The organism is Pseudoalteromonas piscicida (assembly GCF_000238315.3).
GTDB classification, from domain to species: Bacteria; Pseudomonadota; Gammaproteobacteria; order Enterobacterales; family Alteromonadaceae; genus Pseudoalteromonas; species Pseudoalteromonas piscicida.
Genome location: NZ_CP011924.1, coordinates 3,993,972 through 4,016,305 on the forward strand (window position 1 = coordinate 3,993,972; position 22,334 = coordinate 4,016,305).

At 44.2% G+C, this 22,334-nt stretch carries 19 protein-coding genes; 9 read left to right on the forward strand and 10 right to left on the reverse strand.

The annotated features are described in order from the left end of the window. Nucleotides 1-6 precede the first annotated feature (6 nt). Complete coding sequence (locus PPIS_RS18130; RefSeq protein ID WP_010368495.1) at nt 7-1,929, reverse strand: EAL domain-containing protein; 1,923 nt, start codon at nt 1,927-1,929, stop codon at nt 7-9. A 468-nt stretch (nt 1,930-2,397) separates the two neighbouring features. Here PPIS_RS18130 and panP point away from each other — a divergent pair, with 468 nt between their 5' ends. Next, the gene (panP, locus tag PPIS_RS18135; protein WP_010368494.1) at nt 2,398-4,026 is read left to right on the forward strand and encodes a pyridoxal-dependent aspartate 1-decarboxylase PanP; all 1,629 of its coding nucleotides are present in this window, start codon (nt 2,398-2,400) and stop codon (nt 4,024-4,026) included. 211 nt (nt 4,027-4,237) lie between these two features. Continuing rightward, nucleotides 4,238-5,281: a sensor domain-containing diguanylate cyclase gene (locus PPIS_RS18140; protein WP_010368493.1), complete on the forward strand. Its 1,044-nt coding sequence runs from the start codon at nt 4,238-4,240 to the stop codon at nt 5,279-5,281. Nucleotides 5,282-5,338: 57 nt separating this feature from the next. Here the strand turns inward: PPIS_RS18140 and PPIS_RS18145 are convergent, their stop codons facing one another. Continuing rightward, nucleotides 5,339-6,040, reverse strand: a complete 702-nt coding sequence (locus PPIS_RS18145) for a transglutaminase-like domain-containing protein (protein ID WP_010368492.1) — start codon at nt 6,038-6,040, stop codon at nt 5,339-5,341. Nucleotides 6,041-6,278: 238 nt separating this feature from the next. Here PPIS_RS18145 and PPIS_RS18150 point away from each other — a divergent pair, with 238 nt between their 5' ends. After that, nucleotides 6,279-6,677, forward strand: a complete 399-nt coding sequence (locus PPIS_RS18150) for a hypothetical protein (protein ID WP_010368491.1) — start codon at nt 6,279-6,281, stop codon at nt 6,675-6,677. 15 nt (nt 6,678-6,692) lie between these two features. On the opposite strand, the gene PPIS_RS18155 is transcribed toward PPIS_RS18150, so the two are convergent. Beyond that, on the reverse strand, nt 6,693-7,382 hold the full coding sequence (locus tag PPIS_RS18155) for a helix-turn-helix transcriptional regulator (RefSeq protein WP_010368490.1): 690 nt from the start codon (nt 7,380-7,382) through the stop codon (nt 6,693-6,695). A gap of 35 nt (nt 7,383-7,417) precedes the next feature. Then, complete coding sequence (locus PPIS_RS18160; RefSeq protein WP_010368489.1) at nt 7,418-8,341, reverse strand: manganese-dependent inorganic pyrophosphatase; 924 nt, start codon at nt 8,339-8,341, stop codon at nt 7,418-7,420. A gap of 207 nt (nt 8,342-8,548) precedes the next feature. On the opposite strand from PPIS_RS18160, the gene PPIS_RS18165 reads away from it, so the two are divergent. Both PPIS_RS18165 and mutM read left to right on the forward strand, forming a co-directional pair. Further along, complete coding sequence (locus tag PPIS_RS18165; protein ID WP_010368488.1) at nt 8,549-9,034, forward strand: hypothetical protein; 486 nt, start codon at nt 8,549-8,551, stop codon at nt 9,032-9,034. A gap of 31 nt (nt 9,035-9,065) precedes the next feature. After that, nucleotides 9,066-9,875, forward strand: coding sequence for a bifunctional DNA-formamidopyrimidine glycosylase/DNA-(apurinic or apyrimidinic site) lyase (gene mutM, locus PPIS_RS18170; protein WP_010368486.1), 810 nt, complete (start codon nt 9,066-9,068; stop codon nt 9,873-9,875). Between the two features lie 12 nt (nt 9,876-9,887). Here mutM and PPIS_RS18175 read toward each other — a convergent pair whose 3' ends face one another. Then, a complete protein-coding gene (locus PPIS_RS18175; protein WP_010368485.1) occupies nt 9,888-11,507 on the reverse strand; it encodes a DUF342 domain-containing protein in 1,620 nt (539 codons plus the stop codon). A gap of 164 nt (nt 11,508-11,671) precedes the next feature. Then, nucleotides 11,672-12,565: a LysR family transcriptional regulator gene (locus PPIS_RS18180; protein ID WP_010368484.1), complete on the reverse strand. Its 894-nt coding sequence runs from the start codon at nt 12,563-12,565 to the stop codon at nt 11,672-11,674. 110 nt (nt 12,566-12,675) lie between these two features. Between PPIS_RS18180 and PPIS_RS18185 the strand changes: the two genes are divergently transcribed. The 3 genes from PPIS_RS18185 to PPIS_RS18195 all read left to right on the forward strand — a co-directional run bounded on the left by PPIS_RS18185 (nt 12,676) and on the right by PPIS_RS18195 (nt 18,697). Further along, on the forward strand, nt 12,676-14,244 hold the full coding sequence (locus PPIS_RS18185; protein ID WP_010368483.1) for an NADH-quinone oxidoreductase subunit L: 1,569 nt from the start codon (nt 12,676-12,678) through the stop codon (nt 14,242-14,244). After that, a complete protein-coding gene (locus PPIS_RS18190; RefSeq protein WP_010368482.1) occupies nt 14,244-16,676 on the forward strand; it encodes a YbcC family protein in 2,433 nt (810 codons plus the stop codon). The genes PPIS_RS18185 and PPIS_RS18190 overlap by 1 nt, the downstream gene beginning before the upstream one ends. 137 nt (nt 16,677-16,813) lie before the next feature. Next, entirely contained in the window at nt 16,814-18,697 is a 1,884-nt protein-coding gene (locus PPIS_RS18195) for a hypothetical protein (RefSeq protein WP_010368481.1), read from the forward strand. A gap of 239 nt (nt 18,698-18,936) precedes the next feature. On the opposite strand, the gene PPIS_RS18200 is transcribed toward PPIS_RS18195, so the two are convergent. Both PPIS_RS18200 and PPIS_RS18205 read right to left on the reverse strand, forming a co-directional pair. Then, nucleotides 18,937-19,170, reverse strand: a complete 234-nt coding sequence (locus PPIS_RS18200) for a helix-turn-helix transcriptional regulator (RefSeq protein ID WP_010368480.1) — start codon at nt 19,168-19,170, stop codon at nt 18,937-18,939. Beyond that, on the reverse strand, nt 19,157-19,405 hold the full coding sequence (locus PPIS_RS18205) for a helix-turn-helix transcriptional regulator (RefSeq protein WP_010368479.1): 249 nt from the start codon (nt 19,403-19,405) through the stop codon (nt 19,157-19,159). Before PPIS_RS18205 ends, PPIS_RS18200 begins: the two co-directional genes overlap by 14 nt. A 279-nt stretch (nt 19,406-19,684) precedes the next feature. Here PPIS_RS18205 and PPIS_RS25180 point away from each other — a divergent pair, with 279 nt between their 5' ends. After that, nucleotides 19,685-19,825: a hypothetical protein gene (locus PPIS_RS25180; protein WP_019647250.1), complete on the forward strand. Its 141-nt coding sequence runs from the start codon at nt 19,685-19,687 to the stop codon at nt 19,823-19,825. 49 nt (nt 19,826-19,874) lie between these two features. Here the strand turns inward: PPIS_RS25180 and PPIS_RS18210 are convergent, their stop codons facing one another. Further along, a complete protein-coding gene (locus PPIS_RS18210; protein WP_010368478.1) occupies nt 19,875-21,959 on the reverse strand; it encodes a hypothetical protein in 2,085 nt (694 codons plus the stop codon). Further along, entirely contained in the window at nt 21,956-22,327 is a 372-nt protein-coding gene (locus tag PPIS_RS18215) for a hypothetical protein (RefSeq protein ID WP_010368477.1), read from the reverse strand. Before PPIS_RS18215 ends, PPIS_RS18210 begins: the two co-directional genes overlap by 4 nt. Between the last annotated feature and the right edge of the window lie 7 nt (nt 22,328-22,334).

The window sequence follows — 22,334 nt, forward strand, 5'->3', positions numbered from 1 at the left end:
AGCGGCTTAAAGATGGCCGCTTGCTTTTCCTATCCAGCTACCTTCTAATCTTGCAACGCCTGCTGCTTCCAATTGTTTTGCCTGTTTGCTGGTGGCAACACAGGGTACAATCAAGTCGATCCGCTTGGCATTACAATGACTTGCAAGATATTCAATAGAGCTCAGCAGCATCTCATCTTCATCCAAGTTTTCACAAATACTGGCTTCTAAACAAATGGCATCTAGTGGGAGTTTTAAGATCCGGTTGATGGTAAGAAAACCGCTATTCACACCCGTTACCGCAACATTTGCACCTTTTGCTTTTAACGACTGCATCATTAAGCTCATATCGCTAAAGTTTTTGAGCACATCTGTTTCATTAAACTCAAATGTGATGAGCTGCGGCTGCGGGTAACGGCGTAGGATCTGGCTGATATATTCAAAATATTCCGCATCCGAGATTTCACTGTGGCTTAATTGCATGCTCCAAGCATGGTTTGATTTACGAAAACGGGTGACGCATAACTCAAGTAGCTTCATGCTAATTTGGGCGCGGAGTTTTGGTTGCTTCATCACTGGGTAAAAATGTTCGGCGTCGATGATAGCGCCACGCTCGTTAAGGACGCGTGCCGTGCAATGGTACTGAATGTCAGCATGATCATGACAAGCTTTACGCGGCGTAAAGAAAGGAATGATGCGGTCTGATTCACACGCGCTTTGCAGTAACCGGGTGAGATGGAGATTTTTTGATTGTTGCTGAGGATTTATTTGTAGCTGAGAATCAAAATAACACACTTGGGTATTTTGCTGTTGAGCCTGACGTAGCGCGAGAAAGGCATTTTCAAGTAACAGCGAGCAATTGCCTTTAGCAACACCCGCACACAAATTAACGTATAAATGCGGCGCGTCGTATATGGGTTTTGCACAAGGGAATGACTCGGTTAAGTTCGCCAAATAATGCTCACCGTTTTCGATACTGGTAACTAGTGCAATTTTAGAGGTAGTAAGGCGATAAACCTCAAACGGATGGGTAAATTCGCTAAAGTAACTCATGACTTTTGCCATCACGTTATCGCCGACTTCCGTGCCATAGAAGCTAATGATATCCTCAAGCTCTTTAACCCACACCACGCTTAAGCATAGGTGTTGCGATTTAGAATATTTAAGTGCTTGCTCAAGGGCGATTCGGTTGCCAAATCCGGTGCGACTATCTGTTGTTAAGGTCTTCTTGTAGTACATAAAGTACAAGCTCACGACAACCAAAAACATCACAAAGAAGAAGCTAGCGTCAATGGCGGCATCCATTACACTTTCTTGTAACCGACTTTCTAAATCGTGAATGGTTAAGTCAGCACCTGCTATATAAGTAGTGCCATCGGGTAGTACAAAAGGAATAAATACACTTTTAAAGTGACCCCATTTGTCTTTGGCGATTTCAAACACAGGTTCGGTAGAGTGAAAGGCGCTTTTTAGGGTAATCGAAGCCTCGGAATAAACATCTTGATAACGTGTAAGTCTGTTGAGTTTAAGATCTTCTCGGGTGTAACTGGACGCGGTAAAGTGCACATAAGGTGGCTTAAGCACCATGGTATAGACGTATTCAACATTTAGAGCACGGGCAAGCTCTGTGAGGGCATGACTTTTTTGCTTAAATTCGGCAGGGGTTATGTGTTCTGGTGACTCGTGATATTTTTTACCTACAATGACGTTGGCGCTGGTGGCTGCATTGATTAACTGGGCGTCGATCCTCGCCATGATATCGCGGCGCGTATCGTAATAGTTGGCGATAACATAAATCGATAGGGCAGCTAAAAAGATAAAAGAGGCTAAAACGAGCCAAGCAACTGGGAGTCGTGAAGTGTAACCTGTGAGCCCTAAAAGCTGAGTTGCTTTTGCTGTAGGCTGCCTAGATTTAGCTTTGAGTGGTTGAGCGATACTCCGAGTATTCATGATAATCCTTTATCCACAATATCGTTATCTAACAACGATAAAATGCCTAACTGGCGTAAGCGTGGTGGCTGCTTTGTTACATAATATAAACAATACAACATAAATTGACGTCTTGAGAAGAAATAAAGCAAAAAACTTTTTCTCCAATGATCAATAAAATGCATTGTTGCGGGCAAGTCGGCAATATACCGTTTTGCTGGGTTTATGTCCCCATTTTATACCTTATTTTTGACGAGAATGTAAAATAGAAACGCCAGAATACTGAGGGATTTTTCACTGAACTTTCGTTGGGTTTTCATAAAATTGTCAATGTTTCATGAATTTTAACTAGACAATAGAAGACAATTCCCTTTCTTTACAGTAAAGTTAGCCATTTCATGTATCACAATCTCTTGTGCAATTTGTATCTACTCAATTTCTACAATGGGTAGATAGGCTACTGCACCGTTTGATGTTTAGGTAGTATTGATGGGTCCAAAGCGTTGCGCCGTTGCGTCTGAAGAAAGCTTAATGCGTATATTTACCGTGCCTGAGGCGCCTGATTCAACTTTAAGCAGAATCGAGCAAGAAATCTCGAGCAATTTGGCTGGCTTTTTAAATGAGAATATTGCGGCAATCGAAAAGCCACTGCACGAAGTTGAAAAAGACTTTCAGTCGGCGGTGATCCCCGAAGTGCCGATGTTTGTCTCAGACTATGCGCAAGATATCATGGAGCAATTAGTTGCCCACTCAGTGCATACCGCAGCCCCAAGTTTTATTGGGCATATGACATCAGCTTTACCGCATTTTGTGTTGCCTCTGTCGAAGTTGATGGTGGGACTCAATCAGAACCTAGTCAAAATTGAAACGTCAAAAGCCTTTACTCCACTTGAACGTCAAGTGTTGGGAATGATGCATCACTTGGTTTACGGCAGCGATGATGCTTTCTACGATAAGTGGATGCATAGCGCAAAAACGTCACTTGGTGCTTTTTGTTCTGGTGGCACAATTGCCAATATAACCGCGCTTTGGATAGCAAGAAACCGCTTATTAAAAGCGGATGGTGAATTTAAGGGCATTGGTGCATCGGGTATTGTGGCCGCGATGCTTCATTATGGCTACCGAGGATTAGCGGTATTAGTTTCTGAAAGAGGCCATTATTCACTAGGTAAGGCCGCAGATGTGCTAGGTATTGGCCGCGATAACTTCATATCAATCAAAACAGCTGGCAACAATAAGGTTGATGTTGATGTCATGCGAGCTAAAGCTCATGAGCTTGAAGCACAAGGGATTAAAGTACTGGCTTTAGTTGGTGTTGCTGGGACGACCGAAACGGGTAATATTGACCCGTTAGAAGAGATGGCTGATTTAGCCGAAGAGCTCAATTGTCACTTTCATGTTGACGCCGCTTGGGGTGGAGCAACACTACTATCGAATAACAATCGCCACCTTCTTAAAGGGGTGGAGCGAGCAGATTCAATAACCATAGATGCGCACAAGCAAATGTATGTGCCTATGGGGGCGGGTATGGTGCTATTTAAAGACCCTGCAGCATCTGATGCAATCGAACATCATGCCGAATACATTTTACGGAAGGGCTCAAAAGATCTGGGTAGTCATACTTTAGAGGGGAGTCGTCCTGGTATGGCGATGTTAGTGCACGCATGTCTGCGTGTCATTGGTCGTCAAGGCTATGAGATGCTCATTGATAAAGGGATTGAAAAGGCACGGTATTTTGCTGAACTAATTAAACAAACCCCTGATTTTGAGCTGATCTCTGAACCTGAGCTATGTTTGCTTACTTATCGCTATGTACCTGAGCAAATAAAAGCGGCAATCGCACAAGCGGATGAACAAGAAAAGATAGAGATTTATGCCGCACTCAACCGTTTTACTGCAAGCATGCAAAAGCGTCAGCGTGAAGCGGGCCGCTCTTTTGTTTCTCGAACACGCTTAACACCAGAGCAATATGACCGCCAACCTACGGTAGTATTCCGAGTGGTTTTGGCAAACCCTCTGACATCGGAGTCTTTGCTTAAAGAAATCATGGATGAGCAACGACAATTGGCAATGTCAGATCCCGTATTTAAAAAGTACCTCGCAAAATATATTAAATAATCCAACGAATAAAGTGGCCTCGTGCCACTTTAATAATCTCAGGCTTATTACCTTTTAGCATTACCTCCTTTACGGATTGCTCTACTTATATTCTTATTTCTTACATAATCGTGTGAAAATATTCCTAAACATAGGTTAATTCTAGTATTTAAGACTATGCTTAAAAATTATGGCGCGTTATGCTAGCAGAAAAGAATAAAATCTTCGTATTATGTTGAAGAACTTTAGCAATGTCACTCAGAGGCTTAGGCGGCTCAGTTCGCAGGAGCTTGATGTATCGGGAACATTTCAAAGCTTCCTGATTGATTTACTAGATGAAGGTAAGCTTACCTTAGACGTCACTCGGGTTTCCGTTTGGTTGTTTGACGATCTCGACAAACCTTCTGAGCTTATCAATGTTGCTAACACAGATTGGCAGGGTGACGAGTTACCAGTGCAATTGCCAGCCTTAACGTATGAAAACTTTCCCGCTTATTTTTCTGCAATCAACAGTGGTCAATCGATAGATGCGAACGACGCTGCCGCCGATCCCAGAACGTCCGAATTTAAAGAATGCTATTTAACCCCAAACCACATAGTAACCATGTTAGATACGGTGATCTTTAAAAATGGTATTCCTCACGGAGTGGTGTGTTGTGAGGGGAATAATGGTGTACGTACGTGGCACAAAGATGAAATCGCTTTTGCGGAGATGATTGCGGACTGCTGTAGTCGCCGATTACTGGTTAAAGAGTTATGGCAGTTACAGCTTCAGCTCACTGACATGGCGTTTAAAGATCCACTCACTGGATTGAGTAATCGACGTTTTTTAATGGATAACGCAAAACGTGAGATCAGTCGTCATGCACGCTTTGACCATCCATTTAGTATGATGATGCTAGACATAGATCACTTTAAAAAAATCAACGATAACCATGGTCATGAAACCGGTGACTTAGTGTTAAAAAGCTTTGCTGAGATCTGTGTAAATACCTTGAGGTTAGAAGATTGTATGTGCCGCTTAGGGGGTGAAGAGTTTATTGTGCTGTTACCTAACACGCCGGTAAATTCAGCGATGGTGATCGCCGAGCGCCTGCGACAAGAAATAGAGCAATCGGTTATCTCTACGCCATCAGGGAAGATCTCCATTACATCAAGCTTTGGGGTTGCCGAAGTCAATACCAATTTGCCTTTTGGTCACTCGCTAAAAGCCGTTGATCACGCGGTGTATCAAGCCAAAGCTGCAGGCCGCAACTGCGTGATCCCCGCGCAGTAAAGGTGGTGTTGAATACACCAACCACAATCACAGCCAAGTTGCTATTGCACGCTCAAGTTAGTTGAAGCGTCCGGCTCTGACGCGCCTTACCCTTTGGTTTATCCAATGTCTAAAGCAGTGTGCATAGAGCCATTGCTTGATGCCAGTTAGATTTTTGTGTTGCAGATAAAGCGCATCTGGACTTGTATAAAGCCCTAAATCGCGTGTGATACTTTGCTTTTGAATATATGCACCATTTAACGAAAAACGATTATCGGGTTGCTGCAAACAGGGAGTAGAAATACCAAATCCAGTAAAGTTTTTTGCCATTGAGAACTGTTGCTGAACTTGTTTAAGGTAGCCGTCATCTATTATGTAACCTTCAAGCTCTACCCAGCGCTCCTCTAAATAAACCTCAACCCAACTATGGATAATACTTTTTGGGGCAAACCATGTCAGTAGGGTAGGAATTAACCCTTGCTTAAGATCGTTGGCTATCTCAAATCCATGAACTCGGGTGGGAATATCACAAGCTCGTAGCAGTGCAACCAGTAACGTTCCTTTGGTATTACATTGTCCATAGCCTTGCTTAAGTACTTGGCTTGCAGTTAGTGTATCTGTCTCACTATAACCAAATTCGATGTCGTCTTTGACGAAGTTATAGATTTGCTCCGCTGCCGTGATGGTATCAAGTTGCTGCCAACCTTTTGCTTCTATTAAACTTTGGATCGCTGAATGTTGATAATCAACTAAAGGGGTAGTTACTAAAAATTGCTTCATGGTTATACTCCTATTTTGGTAGCTGTGTGATGCAATTTAGGTAACTAAGCTTGAATAAACTGGCTAAGTTCATAGTTAGTTAATGGGTATACAATTAGATTTTTTTAATTTTGTATTTAGGGAAGGAGCCTATGAGAAAAACAACAAAGATTGTTGATAAGGTATGTATTGAGAAAGCATGGAAGCAGCGACCAAGTGACCGCGATAACATATCTTACGGTTATGGAGAGTCGATCGCATGAAATGGAAAGTCTTATTTTATTTCTTACTACTGACGTTTATTGCCTCAATCTATGATGCATTTACGCTGCCGGATCATTTAGCAATAGAATCAAGCATGTTTACTGGGATTGTGTTATTGGTCGCAGATCTCTTAAATGTATTTGGTGCCTTTTGCGTCGCTTATGGCAAGCGTCCTATCACAGATGTGTGGTTTTGGAGCGTGTCATTAGCACTATTTATTGCTGCCAATGTTTACATTCAGATCCAAGCATTTATTCAGTTTCGTATTGGCTATACGGTCGATGAGATGATTGTTCATTCGATTATTTTTCTCGTCGTATTAATCATATCGTCGCTACCTATGGTCAAGTTGATTGGTGAAGCTTATAAACGAGGTAGTAAACAGACGGCTTAGTTTAGTCCAATTAACTTAGTCCAAAGTGTTTTGTGTTTTTAATGTCTCAGTCGGTGTAATGCCAAACTGCCGTTTAAACGTACGGCTCAAATGAGCGCTATCTGCAAACCCCGCGAGCATGGCTGCTTGTGTAAGGTTGTTGCCGTGTTGTATGGCGACAACTGAGCAGATCAGCCTGCGCCACAGCACATAAGGTCGCCATGCTATCCCCACTTGCTCGGTAAACAGGTGTAAAAAGCGACTTGGCGAGAGATAAAGTGACTCGGCAATCGTATTGGCGCTGAAGTGACTGGGTTTAAGGCAGGTTTGTGCGCTAAAGCACGCATCTAATTGCGCCAATACATGGTCAATTCGTGGATCTAAATCCGTCTTCGTTAGCTTGGTAAGTCCCACTATGTGTATCAACTCAGCAAGCTTGGCATTGCTATTTGGTGCGGTATTTATCTTGATTGCTGCGCAGTTATTGCCCTGTAGTTGCTTACCATACAAGCTTTTTGGCTCGACTAATATTACCCATCCTGAGGTCATTTTTAAGCTATGCTCTACGCCGCCTGCAATTACGCTCGGGCCAAATAGCGTCTTGTCACCGACTTGTGCGATACAGTCGCTCACGGGCAAGTTGATTTGAATAAGGTGATGTGAATGGCACGCGGCATTCAAGTCTTTGACAAAGGAAGCGAATATACCCGGAGTGAGGTGCAGCATAAAAACAGCCGAGGCGTTCACCTCGGCGGACAGTATTAACCAGCGAATGCGTCTTGCAATGGTGGCACAACTTGCTTTTTACGGCTCAGTACGCCGTCTAACCATACTTTGCTTGCTTCAGGCTCTACGTTGTATGCTTTTGCGATGATCGCTTCATCATCAGAAGCGATCAGCATTTGTGAGCCTTCTTTCATGATATCAGTAAGTAGTAGCATCACACTGTGGCGATTACCTTCTTCTTTTAATTTCGCGATATCGGCATGTAGTTCATCTTTGATCTTATCAAATACGGCAAGATCAACCACTTCAAGCTGGCCAATACCAACAAGGTTGCCATTCATGTTAAAGTCTTTGAAATCACGCATGACCAGGTCACGAATAGGTGTGTCTTCAACTGCTGATTTCACCTTGAACATTTCCATGCCAAGCTCTTTAGCATCATCAACACCTGCGATTTTTGCAAGTGCTTCAACACATTTGATATCCGCAGTGATACAAGTTGGTGATTTGAAGATGACTGTGTCGCTTAAGATTGCACACATCATGATGCCAGCAATGTTTGCTGGGATTTCTACATCGTAGAAGTCGTACATCATTTTAATAATCGTGTTACTACAGCCAACAGGGCGGATCCAACACTCAAGTGGTGTTGAGGTTGTAAGGTCACCTAGTTTGTGGTGATCAACTACGCCAACTACAGTTGCTTTATCGATGTCGTCTGGTGCTTGCGTTTTTTCAGTGTGGTCAACGATATACACATTTTCGCCAGCATAGCTCATCTTAAGCTCTGGTGCTTCAAAACCAAAACGGTCAAGAATAAACTGAGTCTCCGGTGAGACTTCACCCAAACGCGTTGGGATTGCTTCTTCACCAATTTGGTTTTTTAAATAAGCAAGTGCGATTGCACCGCAGATTGAATCTGAATCAGGGATCTTATGACCCACTACATACATTGCCATTGACGGAACTCCTTAAAATTTTGCCCACATTCTAGCAAAATAACTTGTCATTTAAATAGTGTAAATGCGCAATTTGGCGTAGATAGCGTGCGCTAGTGACAGATTATTGAATTAGGCGAAATAGCCTAGGCGAGCAAGGGCTAATTGAGCATGTATAAATACAAATTAGTATTATACACTAACCGTTCAAACGCTTAGGAGATGGGTATGATTCAAATGAGCCGTAAGGCGTGGAATAACGTGGTGATCTTTTCCATGTTACTGATGATCTTTTTTCTCAACGGCCTCCACTATAAATTGAATCCCAGTGACGACAAAGCAAAGATACAAGCTGTGCTGCCAGAGCAAAGCTTTGTCTTAACCGTGGCATTTCCTGGCTATAAAATTGAACGCATTGGTACAAGCTGGCGTATAGAGTTACCGCAAGGCTCAAACCAGAGCTTTAATGAAGATGCCTTACGTGCGCTTGTTGCCAAGTGGCAAAGTTTACAGCTATTGGTTGTTGAGGCGCCAAAGCAGTTGGAGCCAGCGCTGAGCGCTGCGCAGTTTTGGCTGGCAACTCAAGAGCTTCCGCTTAGCTACCAGCTGTATCGAAGCGATAATGGCTTTGTATTATTTGATAAACAACAACAGCGTTGGTTTGAGCTTGATAGCGTGCAAGCCAAAGCATTATTTCTACCGATAGAATTGTAATACCTCAAACCACACAGTAATAGAGTGAATTATGCCTGAGTTACCAGAAGTCGAAGTGAGCCGTTTAGGCATTCAACCGTATTTAGAGCAACATATTATCCAAAGCGTAAAAGTACACAATGGTAAGCTGAGATGGCCCGTACCAGAAGAAGTACAATTGCTTGAAGGTGAGAAGGTGCTTGCGGTTAAGCGACGGGCAAAATATTTGCTTATCGAATCCAAGCATGGCACTGCGATTTTGCATTTGGGGATGTCAGGAAACTTACGTGTTGTTGATAATACTGAGCCGCTAAAAAAGCATGATCATGTGGAGATCATTCTGGCCTCAGGTAAGTCGCTCAGATTAAATGACCCGCGTCGCTTTGGCGCTTTTTTATGGCAAGGTACGGGCGAAGATCATAGCGTTTTTGAAAAGCTGGGTCCTGAGCCGTTGACCGAGCTTTTTACTGCAGAGTACTTATTTGAAAAAAGCAGAGGCAAAAAGCAGCCGATTAAACAATTTGTTATGGATAATCATGTGGTGGTTGGTGTGGGTAATATTTATGCCAATGAATCTTTATTTAAAGCGGGGATCCACCCCAAAAAAGAAGCTGGTAAAATTTCACTTAAACGCTACCAATTACTGACACCGATCATCAAGGAAACCTTAAGTGCAGCTATCAAACAAGGGGGAACGACACTCAAAGACTTTGCTCAAAGTGATGGTAAACCGGGTTATTTTACTCAAGAATTACTGGTGTATGGTCGCAAAGGTGAGCCTTGCGTAAGTTGCGAAACGCCATTAAAAGAAATACGCCTAGGGCAACGCAGCACAGTGTATTGCTCTAAATGTCAGCGCTAAATAAAGTGCAGGCTAGGAGCCTGCGGTTTTAAAGTCTATTTTAACTTGGTTTTCTTGTAGCGTTGCTGAGCAAGGGGGATAACTGCGGGTTGTTTTATACACGCGGTCAAAAATATGGATTTCAACCCCTGAATGAAGTGCTTTGTTTGCTGCAAGTTTTGTGTTCTCGAGTAGTTCGTGTAAGTCGTGATCAAGCTGGCTGAGCTTTTGCTCAAGGTGCTCGGCTTGCTGGCAGTAGTGCATCTGTGTTGCGCCAATTTTAGTTTTGAGTTGCTGCTTTTTAGCTGCGTCTTTTACTAACTCTGCTTTTTCAATCGCTTGCTGTAGTTGATCTAGGGCATCATTGGTGGCGGCGACTTCTTTGAACAGGGTGTCGGTTTCCTGGGTGATTTTAAGGCCTTTGCGTGCCAGATAAATCATCATCTTAGCGCCAGATTCACTGCCAATCTCTCCTGCAACCACCATTTGTGCATCGATAATTGAGCCGCCTATCAGCTTGCCATTTGGATGATCGCCTGCGCCAACTTGTATCAGCTTTTGCGCTTTAATATCGCAGTGGTTGCTTTGCTTATTGATAATAATGTTATCGCCTTCAAGGTAAGTATATTGCCCATGGGCAATCTCAACATTGCCTTTGGCGATAAGTTTGCAAGTTAAGCCTTGCTCATTATTTTGATGGTCAACATGGCCTATCACGCCACCTCGCACTTCAATATGACCACCAGCGATAAGTTCTCCAGATTCTACCGTGCCGAGCACTGTGATATCACCTTGTGCGGTAACGCGCATACCAGGTTCTATATTATGAGTGACTATGACGCTGCCATTAAAGTCGACATGACCACTTTTTACTGTGACATCGGCAATCGTAAATACATCATCCACGCGCATACCATTGGCGATATCTGAGGGGCAACCTGCGATAGTTGCGATAAGCTCTAGTGGGTTGTTGGGGTTGATCTCGGTGCCTTCACCCGCCATAAGCTGGAACGATTCGCCGGGCTTTGCTTCAATACTTTCACCGCTAACCGTAAAGCCTTCTTTACCTGGCGTTGCGGGCTTTTGAGTGACCAGTAAATCTCCCGGTGCAACGCTTGCAAGCTTACCAAAGTCACGCATATCAACGGTGCCATCTTCACGCATTCTAGGCTGCTTGAGCCTTTCTTTTAAAGTTTGTACGTGCGGCAGTAATTTTGCTGACTGGCCGTCTTGTGGGGGTCGGCCTTGGGCGATTAGCCCAGATGCCTCTTCACCTGGTGGAAGTTCAAATTGTTTGCGCAGGATATTTTCTAGGTAAGCTTGCTTATAGCCACGACTGACGCCAGCTTTGACAATGGCTTTTTTCGCTTCTTCTAATGATATCGCTTTACCACCACGAGCCGTTTTAAGTTGCCCAAAGGCCTGCATTTTATCGTCACTTAAGGTGACTTCAAATTCAGCATCATGTTGTTTAGCAACAACAATTTGGCTCTCGGGGAAGTCGCTTTGGAAAAAGGCATTAATCGAGTCGTGATCGATTTCGCAATCGGCAAATTGTGACTTTTCAAGGGCTTCAATCACAAACGCGGCACTGGGCGGTGAAGCAGACTTCACATCCATTAAGATATTGCCATTGTGCGCAAGCTTGAACACGATAACTGCCTCGTCGAATTTTTATCCTATAGTTTCAGCTTGCTAAATAAACATCAATTGGTCAAGTGCTTAGGCCAATTTTCTTACGTTAATATGGGTTAAGTTAAAAAACAGAAATAAATCGTGATTTTCTAATACTTTCAGGTGAATAAAAATCAGCGCGCTTAAAAATGTGCGGGCTTATCACGCGCTTCTTGCAGCAGGATTTTAATCGCTTCAGGAACAACCTTTTTCTGTGTTGAAATCGCATAAAAATACTCATAAATATTAGGCAGTTCCTGATACTGCTGTAGCACCCCTTGGGCTATTTCGTCTTTTACTACTACGGCTGGTAAAACAGCCACCGCGCCACTGTCTCGTGCCAGTAGTCGCATCATCGCCATATCGTCGACCTCTGCCAAAATGTTGGGGAAATACTGATACTGAGCGCACAGTGCATTAAATGCGGTGCGTAAATCTGAGTTGGCAGGTGGCAAGATCCAGCGTGTTTTTTCAAAGCCTTGTGGAAATGGCGTGCTTGGCTTGAGCGCAGGCGGACCAATGATCGCCAGCGGTTGCTTGGCTACTAGTTGGCACTGCCAATAGGGGTCTGACGTATCTAGATTTATTGTTCGGTTGGTAAGCACTAAGTCCAGCTCATAATTAGTTAAGCCGTTGAGTAGCTCTGAAATACTGCCTGACTTTAACTTAAATTGTACATCGCTGCGTCGCATCAAAGGGCTAATAAAAGCTTCTACAAAATTACGTGACAGAGTGGTCAACACCCCAATAGTTACGTGGGTAGTTGACTGTACGCCTTTGCTTAGCAAGGCTTCGAGCTCTTGCCCTGTGGTAAAAATATCATCGGCATAGCTTAATACCTTTTTACCCTGATCGGTAAGCATTAGGCTGCGGCCTACACGCTCAAATAGCGATACTCCGACATTATGTTCCAACTGTTTGATTTGCGCAGAGAGCGCAGATTGCGAAACATGTAATTCTTTAGCGGCTTGAGTCAGGTTTCCGAGCTTGGCAACCTGCCAAAAGTAGTAAAGGTGGTGATAATTAAGTCGGCTCATCTATGTATAAGTAAAATAGAACGAATAGTTAAATTATATCTATTTTTATTAAATTAAAAAGGTTGGAATAATGACCTAATTCAAGACTTAGGTGAGAACCATAGAAAGCGATGATTAATATCTTAGTGGTGTTGTTGCTATTACACTTTTTGATTGCTGCGTCTTTCATGAGCAAAGCGTCTCGTAGTAACGCTGGGTTATTTCGTATCGCGAACGGTTTTGCCATCGGTGTGGCAATTTGTATCGCTCTTGGCTGGGGGAGTTGGGCAACGCAAGGTGATATTGCTAGTGGCCTGTTTGAAATAAACTTTTTACGGCTTAGCGTGGTGTCATTAATTGGCTTTATGAGCTTTATTTTACTGCGTTACTCCATTCACTATTTACATGGTGAAAAACACCGGGGCCGCTATTTTCGCTATCTACTTACCACATTACTGAGCGTGACTATTGTGGTGCTTAGTAATCACCTAATCCTATTTTGGTTGGCTTGGGTCGGCATTAGTTTGAGTCTCCATCGTCTACTGCTGTTTTATCCTAACCGCCCGAGAGCGGCATTGGCCGCACACAAAAAGTTTATTTTGGCGCGCTTGGCAGAAAGTGCATTGCTTGGGGCTTTTATTTGTATCTACCTCAGCACTGGCATGCTCCAGCTTAATGGCATCACCGACTATTACTTAACTCACGCAACGACACTGACTGTGCTAGAGCAATCTGCAGCTGGCTTACTTGCAATTGTGGCACTGATAAAGTGCGCGCAACTGCCAGTGCATGGCTGGTTGATGCAAGTGGTTGAATCGCCCACACCGGTGAGTGCGCTGCTGCATGCAGGGATCATTAATTTGGGCGGTTTTTTGGTGATGATGTTTGGCCCTTTGATTTTACGTGTAGAAGCTGCGAAATGGCTGATCTTAATCGTGGCAGGAATAACGACATTATTGGCCGCACTTATCATGACAACGCGGATCAGTTTAAAAGTGCGTTTGGCTTGGTCAACCTGTGCACAAATGGGACTGATGCTAGTGGAGTGTGCTTTGGGACTTTATGAATTAGCGCTGCTGCACTTATTAGCGCATTCAGCCTACAAGGCCCACGCATTTTTAAACTCAAGCCAGTGGATCCATGAAGATTTGACTCGTCGCTTGAGCGACCAGCTTGAACCGCCCTTGTGGCAATGGCTTATTGCACTTGTCGTGGCAACTGGCCTCACGACAGCTGCTGCAGTCGTCATTGAATATCAAGGTCCTATCAGTATTTGGGGATTAATGGTTGGGGCATTAACGGTGTGGTTAGCGCTGCGTTTTGAGGCGCAAGCCCCTAGCAGCTATTTTAGAATCATCACCGCAGCCGTTGTGTTGTTGGCAGCCTATAGTGCGCAAAAATGGCTATTGCACTTGGTGGTCGCGCTACCAAATGATCTTAGAGCGCAAGCACTCGATGGTGCTGATATTTGGTTGCTCAGCTTAGTAGTGTTACTCATCGTAGTAAATTATCTGCTCTATTACCGCGCACATTTGGTAACGGTGCAAAAACTCTCTCGGGTGTTGTATGCCGGCCTGTATTTAGACGAGTGGATGACACGATTAACCATATTACTTTGGCCCGTCCATTTGCCAAGCATTAAAAAGCAGAAACACCTAGCCATTCATCGCTATGCTGCAGGGCACGAGGAGCAGAAGTAATGATAAACACACAAGATAACAAACAGACTCAGCTATCCAAGCCGCAACAGCAACAACTACTGAATGCTGAAACACGTATTGCGCCAACTTGGCCGCTCGATCAATTGATCGCAGTGAATCCGTTTTGGGGGATGCGCGATCTGCCTTTTGATGCTGTGGTCAATAAAATGAGTGCGTTGGCACAGGTTAGAATGCTGATGCCCGTGGCATTTTATCTTGAACAATGGCAGCAAGAGGCGATTTCAGAGCAAGCGTTGCAGCAATCTGCGGTACATTACGGGGTGGATCGCAGCACCAATGCGCTACTTAATTGGCTCAAAAAAAGTCACTGTGGCGAGTTGCCACATTGGCATACATTAGCGGACTTGCTTGACCGTTATCGCTCTGAGCATAAGATGCCTTGGCAAGAGGAGATCAGTCACCAAATCAGCCAATTTTGCGCCGCGCATTATCAGCAGGTACAGCCTATTCTCAAACAAACCCAAGGTGAAGAGAGACTCTGTTTGTATCGTCACTGGCATGAAACCGTATCACGAGATTTGGGGATAAGCATCGTCATGGGGGAATCGGGCTTAGTGGATTACTTTAAGGCTTTGCCAACGTCTCCTGAGTCTTTAATTGCACTCGCTGTTGACACCTTAGGGATTGGTTTTAATGAGCTGAGTGATTATGCGCACATGCTACTGTTGGATATTAATGGCTGGGCATCTTGGGCGGCTTATGAACGCTGGCAAGCGGATCTTGCTCAGCATCCGGATTCCGATATGCGTGCGCTATTGGCCATTCGAATGGCGTGGGAGCTGGTGATTTGGCGTTATGTGAGTGAGTGCCACCCAACGACCTTTACCCGTATTCAATACCATTGGAACAAGCAAAAGTTGCAACTTGCTGAGATTGTGCTTGAACATAAAAAGGCATTGTTGCCGCGCTTGGTATTTCAGCGGGCACTCGAGCTCAGTTATCAAGCCACTTTAGTGGGGCAGCTAAAGACTCAACAGGTAAAATCTGAGGGGGCTCGTGAGCAAGCCACACCGACCTTACAAGCGGCTTTTTGTATTGATGTGCGCTCAGAGGTGATCCGCCGTGCGTTAGAAACTCAAAACGCAGGTATTCAAACCATAGGCTATGCTGGATTTTTTGGCCTACCGATTGATTATCATGCGACTAACTGCCGTTTTAGTCGGCCACAGTTACCCGGATTATTAAAAGCACCAATCACCGTAATACAAACGCCCGCACCCCAGCACCTTGCCACAAAACGCCAGCAAGCAGGCCGTTGGCATAGTTGGTCTCATTCTGCGGCAGCTTCATTTTCGATGGTGGAGTCGATGGGGATGAGTTACTTTTATCAGTTATTTAGCAAAGTGTTTTCATTGCAAAAAACTCGGCACCCCGTCGATAGCCATATTGATTCAAGGAAGTGGCAGTTAAAACAAGGCGAGCAAGAAGTTACTGTTTTGGAGCAAGCTAAACTCGCAGCTGGCATATTAAAAGGAATGGGACTGACTGAATTTGCTGATACAGTCCTATTGGTTGGCCACGGAGCGCATACCACCAATAATTTACATGAAGCCGGGCTGCAATGTGGTGCATGTGGCGGCCAGTCGGGGGAAGTAAATGTTAAAGTACTCGCGCAACTTCTTAATGACCAAGCTGTACGCGCAGAATTAATTGCGCAGGGCACCACTATTCCATCGCAAACACGGTTTGTTGCAGCGCTACATAATACCACCACTGAAACAATAATCCTCTATGGTGATGTAGATATAGAGATAACCCGCTGGTTAAAGCAAGCAGCGCATCTGGCTCGAGTAGAGCGCGCCCATACGCTTGCGATAACTGGTAAAGCGTTATCCGAACAGCAATTAGAGCAGCGATTTATAGCCCGTACTAAAGATTGGTCTCAAGTTAGGCCGGAATGGGGCCTTGCCAACAATGCGGCATTTGTGGTTGCGCCGAGACAAGTTACGCAGGGGATTGACCTGCAAGGTCGAGTCTTTTTGCACGAATACAGCGCCGAGCAAGATCAAGACTTTAGCCAGTTAACTGCTATTTTAACCGCCCCTATGCTCGTCACTAACTGGATCAATATGCAATATAACGCTTCGGTAACCGATACCCACAAATACGGCAGTGGTAACAAGGTGTTGCATAATGTCGTGGGGGGCAGAATTGGAGTGTTTGAAGGCAATGGCGGAGATTTGCGAATTGGTCTGCCAATGCAATCCGTTCACAACGGTGACAAATGGATGCATACCCCACAACATTTGAGCGTAATTGTACAAGCACCAACCGAAGCACTAGAGCGAATCATGACAGCACACCCAGTTGTAAAACAATTGGTAGAAAACGAGTGGCTTTATCTTCTGTCTATTTCGCCTAATTGTAACGAAGTTAGACGATTTGATAATAGTAAGTGGGAACTTCTTTGAATTCAAACGAAACTCGTTGCAACTTAACAAGTTATTGTGCAGAGTATTGCAGAAATTGAAAGGTGTGGCTGGACGCTGCGTAAACTAGACGACCTCCTAGCCACCGACATTGGACTGTTTATACAAGGAGGCTGCTAGTGGCTTTTGATTATGGCTCTATTGATTTAGGGCTTAAAAACCCATTTAAAACGGAAGGTAAAATCACTGCTATTCGTGGTGCAATACAAACTATTGCTGGAATTGCATTACTGGTGATTGCCGCCAGCTCCGTTAAGAGCGATGCGGGTATGGGTTGGATCATCATGCTATTTGGCATGTTGATTTTAGGTCTTGGGAGCACCTCTCTTGCAAAAGGAATATATGCAACGCTGCGTTTTTTTGTGGGTCGTAACCATCCTACCTCTTTAGCTTATAACTTCAGTAAATCAGAAACTTCAACCGCCCAGCAAGAAAAGGCTGATGTGGCTTACCGTGCTAAAACACTAGAAGAAATGTTGATTGGCCGAAAGAACAGCACGTTTGTAGAGCCGAAAGGGTTCTTATCGCGTTTACTTCACAGCATTGCACCTAAATTACTCTTTCTCCCTTACCCTATCAGAAATATGAGCCAACGCTTATTTGGTGCATGGGTGAGTACATTAACCGCACTTGTGCTTTATGGTGTGGTGGCGTTTGTATCGCTTTCTGGCTTTGCCGGTGATGCTGGGGAGCTGACTTTCCCAATCTATAGCACCTTACTGATGATATATATTTTGTCATGTTGGTATAGCGCGGCTAAACCGATTTCACGCAAAGCGGAACATGCCATTGAATCTTTGGGGAGTGCGACCCTCACTAAAGTGATTTCGCTCTCTTTTGTGCTACCAATCCTGATTGGTTTAACTTTGTCTTACATCATGGATGAAGGAAAGTTAAGCAAAGCCGATATTGAGCTCTTTTTTGCGCCTTTGCCTAGTCTTCATACTTGGGCTTATCTCACGGGCGTTATCCTGCTTGCACTTGGCTGTAGCGCGATTATTGCTGTTATGCTTAAAGCGCGTTTAGACAAAGTAAACCCAGTGGTTGAAGTGTCTGAGTTAAGAGAAAACTGGCAAGAATCAGTACATCCAAACGAGATATTTATTAACCTCGACAACTTGGTGATGGCTAATCGCCGTTATAAAGAAGTACCAAACCGGGTTTATCGTGAGCTAGATCCCAGCTTACAAGAACAAGTTGATGGTAAAGGTGGCTTTAAAGGCGAAATGATCCAAGAAGTACAACCTAAAGTTCTACCCCTAGATTTAGGTAAATCATTTGAACGCTTTAGGTTTTTATCTTTACTTGGTGGTAACTTATTGCTGCTGGTGACCCTTGGATTAAGCGTCTTTTTTGCTTATGCCGTAGTAGATATTTACCACTATGTAACGAGCGCCAATATCAGTAATTTTTCTAGTGCCTTCAGCGAAGAAAACATCGCATCGTTCAGCGCTGTTGTGATGGTAGCCGTGCATTTACTGCTAAGTGGCTTATTGATTAAATCGTTTGCGTCAATGCTAACCAATGCTGCACACGTATTCTATGCCGAGATGCAGTTTGAATCTCTGCTGGTTTATTTTAAGTGTGAAGGGACATTTACTGAGTCTAAAATATCAACAGGTACTGGCATTCACGATTCCACGCGCTCTGAAAATACGCTTGTACGCAGCAGTATTACCCCTTGGGTAGTGGTGTCGAGAATAGTATCAACGACCTTCGCTGCCACGGGCATGAAAAACCTAGAGCACCCAAGACATATTTTAGAAATGCATAAAGACGATGCACAGCTAAGCGACATCCGTAAAGATGTGATTAGCTTCTTAAAAGACCGAGAATCCATCGCCGCAATTACCAGCGAGCGTGATTTAGGCAATGCCTCACAAGTGTACCAACTCAATCAGCAAACGAGAGCGGTGGATCAAAACCACCAACTGCGTGCAAGTAGTGATGAAGCCGGTGCTTATCTACGCCGAGAAGAAGCACTCGAAAATAAAGAAGAGTAAAAGACAAGTGCCACTCGAGGGTGGCAATTTTGTTGAAGCTAGTGAGCTTTATTCAATATTCTGGATCTGCTCGTGGAGTAGAAAGTATGTTCTATTAGAAATCAATTGCTTAGGTTGATTTTTTGCCGTGATTCAATGTTCACACTTACCAGTTCACTCACCATTTGGCAAAAGCGAAACAATACCAGCTTAGAGCACCATTCAGGCACAATCATACAGCAAGACTTGCCTTTATTCCGTTACTTCTGCATCCAAGCAAGAAGATCTGATAAGAGCCATACGGTACTACCGCCAATCCTTTTCCTTTGTGGCACTTGTCCGCTTTTCTCCAATCGCCACCAGGTTGTTCTGCTGATCGCTGTGATGCGCTCTCGCTCGTTCTCCTTTACAAAGCGCTCAGATTCACGATAAGCATAAAGAAGAGCTCCACGCTCGTCTGTAGGTGGAGGAGAGTATCTGCTAGCTTGCCTCATAGAGCTCTCCTTGCTTGTTTCTCAGTAACCATTGGTCTATTTCTGTGCGCTTGAAGTAAAGGCGTTTTCCCATTGGTTTGAAAAAAGGGATCAGTTTTCTATGGGTTAGCTTGTAGAGATATGATACGGAAAGCCCGGTGTATTGGGCGCACTCGTTTACAGTCATGACTTCTTTTGTCATGGCTTTTAATGAGCGAATGTTATCAAACATTTCAGCAAGTTGATTGTCAGTCATTTTCTTTCCTTATGCTTACTTTACTTGCTGTTATTTTCCCACTTGTTCCTCTGATATATTGGCTCTCAAACTGCCCAATACGGACACATGGAGCGTTATTTCGGTTAAATAGAGCTCAATGCTTATCCTGCTTGCTGTAAAGGTACAGGCTTCCTATCGTGACTACTGTGAAGAAGGCAAACAATCCCAATAGTCCCCATATCAACGGCGTCATAGATAATCTCTCTCATTATTTAACATCTATAGTTTATAATAGCTTGTAGTTAGAAGGAGGGCATTATGGCAAGAACGTTAGATGAAATCATCGAGCAAGAAAAACCGGAAGTTGTTCTACAAGCCAACGAAAAAAAAGAAAAAATTTTAAAAGTTATTGATAAGGAAGCTGAAGAGTCAGCCGCAGGTGAGCAATCTGGCGGCTGACAATGAAGTAGGCAAATAAACTTTCACATGTGAAAGTTCTTGGCTAGTTTTACTCTGGTTGTTCAACAACTTTGACCTTGCGCCCAGATGGAGCATAAAACAGATACCATCCCCCAAATTCAGTAGTTTGTTCCGCCAGAACATCTTCCGTTTCTGTGTCAATTAGAGCCACTCTAATTCCATCTCGTTCAAGCTGGCCTTCAACTTCTCTAATTTCAGTTAACGGTAAACGCAACCTATTTACTCCGCCTCTAATCAATCTTGTTGATTCAACAGCTTTGTAACGAGGGGACAAGTTGAAGCCGCTACCTACCTGAATGGTGTAACTTTGATAGGGGGTGAGTGAACCAATGATGGCTGGTGTTACTACTTCCCGCCCAGCGACAGTTGCTTTAATGCCTTCAACTTCTGGCTCAGATGGTTCACAGATGCTGTTAAGGTTTAAATCTTCACAGGTTGATAACTCCAACTGAGCTTGATTTCGCTGAGGAGTTCTTGAGAATCCCGTGCGGCCAAAGCTACCACTGACTGATAAAGTAATGTTGTTACCCCCACCAGACGAATGATTGAACGAAGCTGACACAGTTGCAAATTTCCAGTTCCAAAGATCAGCACGCAAGCTTTGTTGCTGGCCTTCCCATCCATGACCAAAATTGCTCGCCGTGTAGCGGTAGGTGAGGCGCCCCAAGCTGAATCGTTTTGATATCTCTCCACTGAAACGTTCTATATCTCTAATACCATTAGTATCTTTACTTTCGTGCTCATAAGACGCCAAAACTTGCCAAGCCGCCTTCATGCTAGCAAGCATCCGCCCTCCAAAGATGTTGGATCTGACACCATTGGCTAAACGACTCGAATAGTATGGAGATAAAGAAATTGATGTATTCAGTGTCTCAAGGCGCGTGCTATGATACGTGCGTAGCGTCGTTTCCTGAGTTTCATAGCCGCCGTGCGTGCGGGAAGAATACTGAATAGTTGGTTGGAACAAAGAACGTGATGAAACACTAACAGAGTGTAATTGATAGTTGTCTAAATCACTTAATTTCCCAAAGATCGCAAGATTGTCATCCTGCCAAGAACCGCTCAGAGCGTATCCACTACTGCCATACCAAGCAGGCTCAAATGAAAAGTCATCTCTTGAGTATAAAGCGGAAAAATACTGTCTTTCCTGCTCATCCTGACCAGCGAAAAGTGACAATTCATTGGTCATCCCGTAGCTCAAGTGTCCAATTAACTTGCTTTCATCAGTGGTTGGAGATTTGCCTACAGCTACTTGGTAGTTTAGGCCTCCAACTGGCGCAAGCCGCCCCGAAATGGCTCTCTCGATTGTTTTAGTGTCTGTTCTGCCGTCAGGTAAAACTGCATAAAATTTATATTGATTATTACTGTAATTCAGCTCAATTTTGTAAGAGAACGGCTCGCTATCCAGAACCAGAGATTGTAAATAGGTTCCGTCACGGTAAACATCTACCCGTGTTCCAACAGGCCAATAAAGCTCAATTTGGTCATTAGAAAATAATCCAGTGGCAAGGCTACTTTCATTCGTGAGTGAGAAACCATCCAGCCCGTAACGCTGAACACGACCGACTTCAATGTCTGTGACGTTGCTGTTCTCCTCGTCGTGCCACTGGCTGGAGAAATATGATTCTTGCCCTCCTAACCCTGCTCTAACATCAACATCGAGATCTGCGACGCGGCCTGTTCCCGTGATGCTCCCCGAAATATCACCTTTGCTTTGATAGGTGAGAAAGTAGTCAAAGGATTTTACATCCAGATTAGATGCATTTGGCTCAATTGTAGCATCTGGTTTGACCTTTCTGGCTTTGGCTACGTTGTTACGTGGGTAAAAGTAGATGGTTTGTTCTGACCAAACAATTTTGGCATGACCAATGTTGTTTAGCCTTTCCAAGGGAAGTGATGCTGTTGTGTTTACACCAGCAGCTTGCCATAGCCCTGGCTCAGCCGTGGTGCTATCTACTTCACGAGAAACAAGGTAATCCCCCTTGTTTTGTCCGTTCACGACAAACTTCATCAGGTAGTCATCCGCACGAGTTGGTGAAGCTGTGAGTGTGAAAGCTGCGGCCAACAAGACCGTGGGCACAAAAACTTTCACATGTGAAAGTTTTTTCTTCATCGGGACACCTCCCTAACCGGGAGTCTCAGCGTGATTCTTGAGTGAACACCTTGTTTTTCTTCGCTTTGTACGGCATAGGAAAATGCCATCTTTGCATTTTGAGATAAGACTTTCCCATCTCTCTCTCGTGCTTTTACTACTTGCCGCTCTCCTGGCAGCAGTTGGAAGCGTCGGGGAAATACTTGTACCCCATCTGGTGGGGTGATTTTCACTATTATTGGCGAATTTAGGGTATTTGATACTGGGATTTCAGTCGTTGACTTACGACTGATCTCTACGTCATGGGCTTTAAGTTGAAATGCAGTCGCGGGTGCTGATAGAAGAACTGCTAGCGTCACCATCATGATTGAATTAGTAAAGGGCTTCATGAGGACC

Bases quoted from the DNA above. Each gene is read 5' to 3' on its own strand.
- PPIS_RS18180 (WP_010368484.1), bottom strand. From the start codon at position 12,565: ATGAGCCGACTTAATTATCACCACCTTTACTACTTTTGGCAGGTTGCC.
- PPIS_RS18205 (WP_010368479.1), bottom strand. From the start codon at position 19,405: ATGACTGACAATCAACTTGCTGAAATGTTTGATAACATTCGCTCATTA.
- PPIS_RS18150 (WP_010368491.1), top strand. From the start codon at position 6,279: ATGAAATGGAAAGTCTTATTTTATTTCTTACTACTGACGTTTATTGCC.
- PPIS_RS18215 (WP_010368477.1), bottom strand. From the start codon at position 22,327: ATGAAGCCCTTTACTAATTCAATCATGATGGTGACGCTAGCAGTTCTT.
- PPIS_RS18200 (WP_010368480.1), bottom strand. From the start codon at position 19,170: ATGAGGCAAGCTAGCAGATACTCTCCTCCACCTACAGACGAGCGTGGA.
- PPIS_RS18210 (WP_010368478.1), bottom strand. From the start codon at position 21,959: ATGAAGAAAAAACTTTCACATGTGAAAGTTTTTGTGCCCACGGTCTTG.
- panP (WP_010368494.1), top strand. From the start codon at position 2,398: ATGGGTCCAAAGCGTTGCGCCGTTGCGTCTGAAGAAAGCTTAATGCGT.
- PPIS_RS18165 (WP_010368488.1), top strand. From the start codon at position 8,549: ATGATTCAAATGAGCCGTAAGGCGTGGAATAACGTGGTGATCTTTTCC.
- PPIS_RS18155 (WP_010368490.1), bottom strand. From the start codon at position 7,382: ATGCTGCACCTCACTCCGGGTATATTCGCTTCCTTTGTCAAAGACTTG.
- PPIS_RS18160 (WP_010368489.1), bottom strand. From the start codon at position 8,341: ATGGCAATGTATGTAGTGGGTCATAAGATCCCTGATTCAGATTCAATC.
- mutM (WP_010368486.1), top strand. From the start codon at position 9,066: ATGCCTGAGTTACCAGAAGTCGAAGTGAGCCGTTTAGGCATTCAACCG.
- PPIS_RS18190 (WP_010368482.1), top strand. From the start codon at position 14,244: ATGATAAACACACAAGATAACAAACAGACTCAGCTATCCAAGCCGCAA.
- PPIS_RS18185 (WP_010368483.1), top strand. From the start codon at position 12,676: ATGATTAATATCTTAGTGGTGTTGTTGCTATTACACTTTTTGATTGCT.
- PPIS_RS18140 (WP_010368493.1), top strand. From the start codon at position 4,238: ATGTTGAAGAACTTTAGCAATGTCACTCAGAGGCTTAGGCGGCTCAGT.
- PPIS_RS18145 (WP_010368492.1), bottom strand. From the start codon at position 6,040: ATGAAGCAATTTTTAGTAACTACCCCTTTAGTTGATTATCAACATTCA.
- PPIS_RS25180 (WP_019647250.1), top strand. From the start codon at position 19,685: ATGGCAAGAACGTTAGATGAAATCATCGAGCAAGAAAAACCGGAAGTT.
- PPIS_RS18130 (WP_010368495.1), bottom strand. From the start codon at position 1,929: ATGAATACTCGGAGTATCGCTCAACCACTCAAAGCTAAATCTAGGCAG.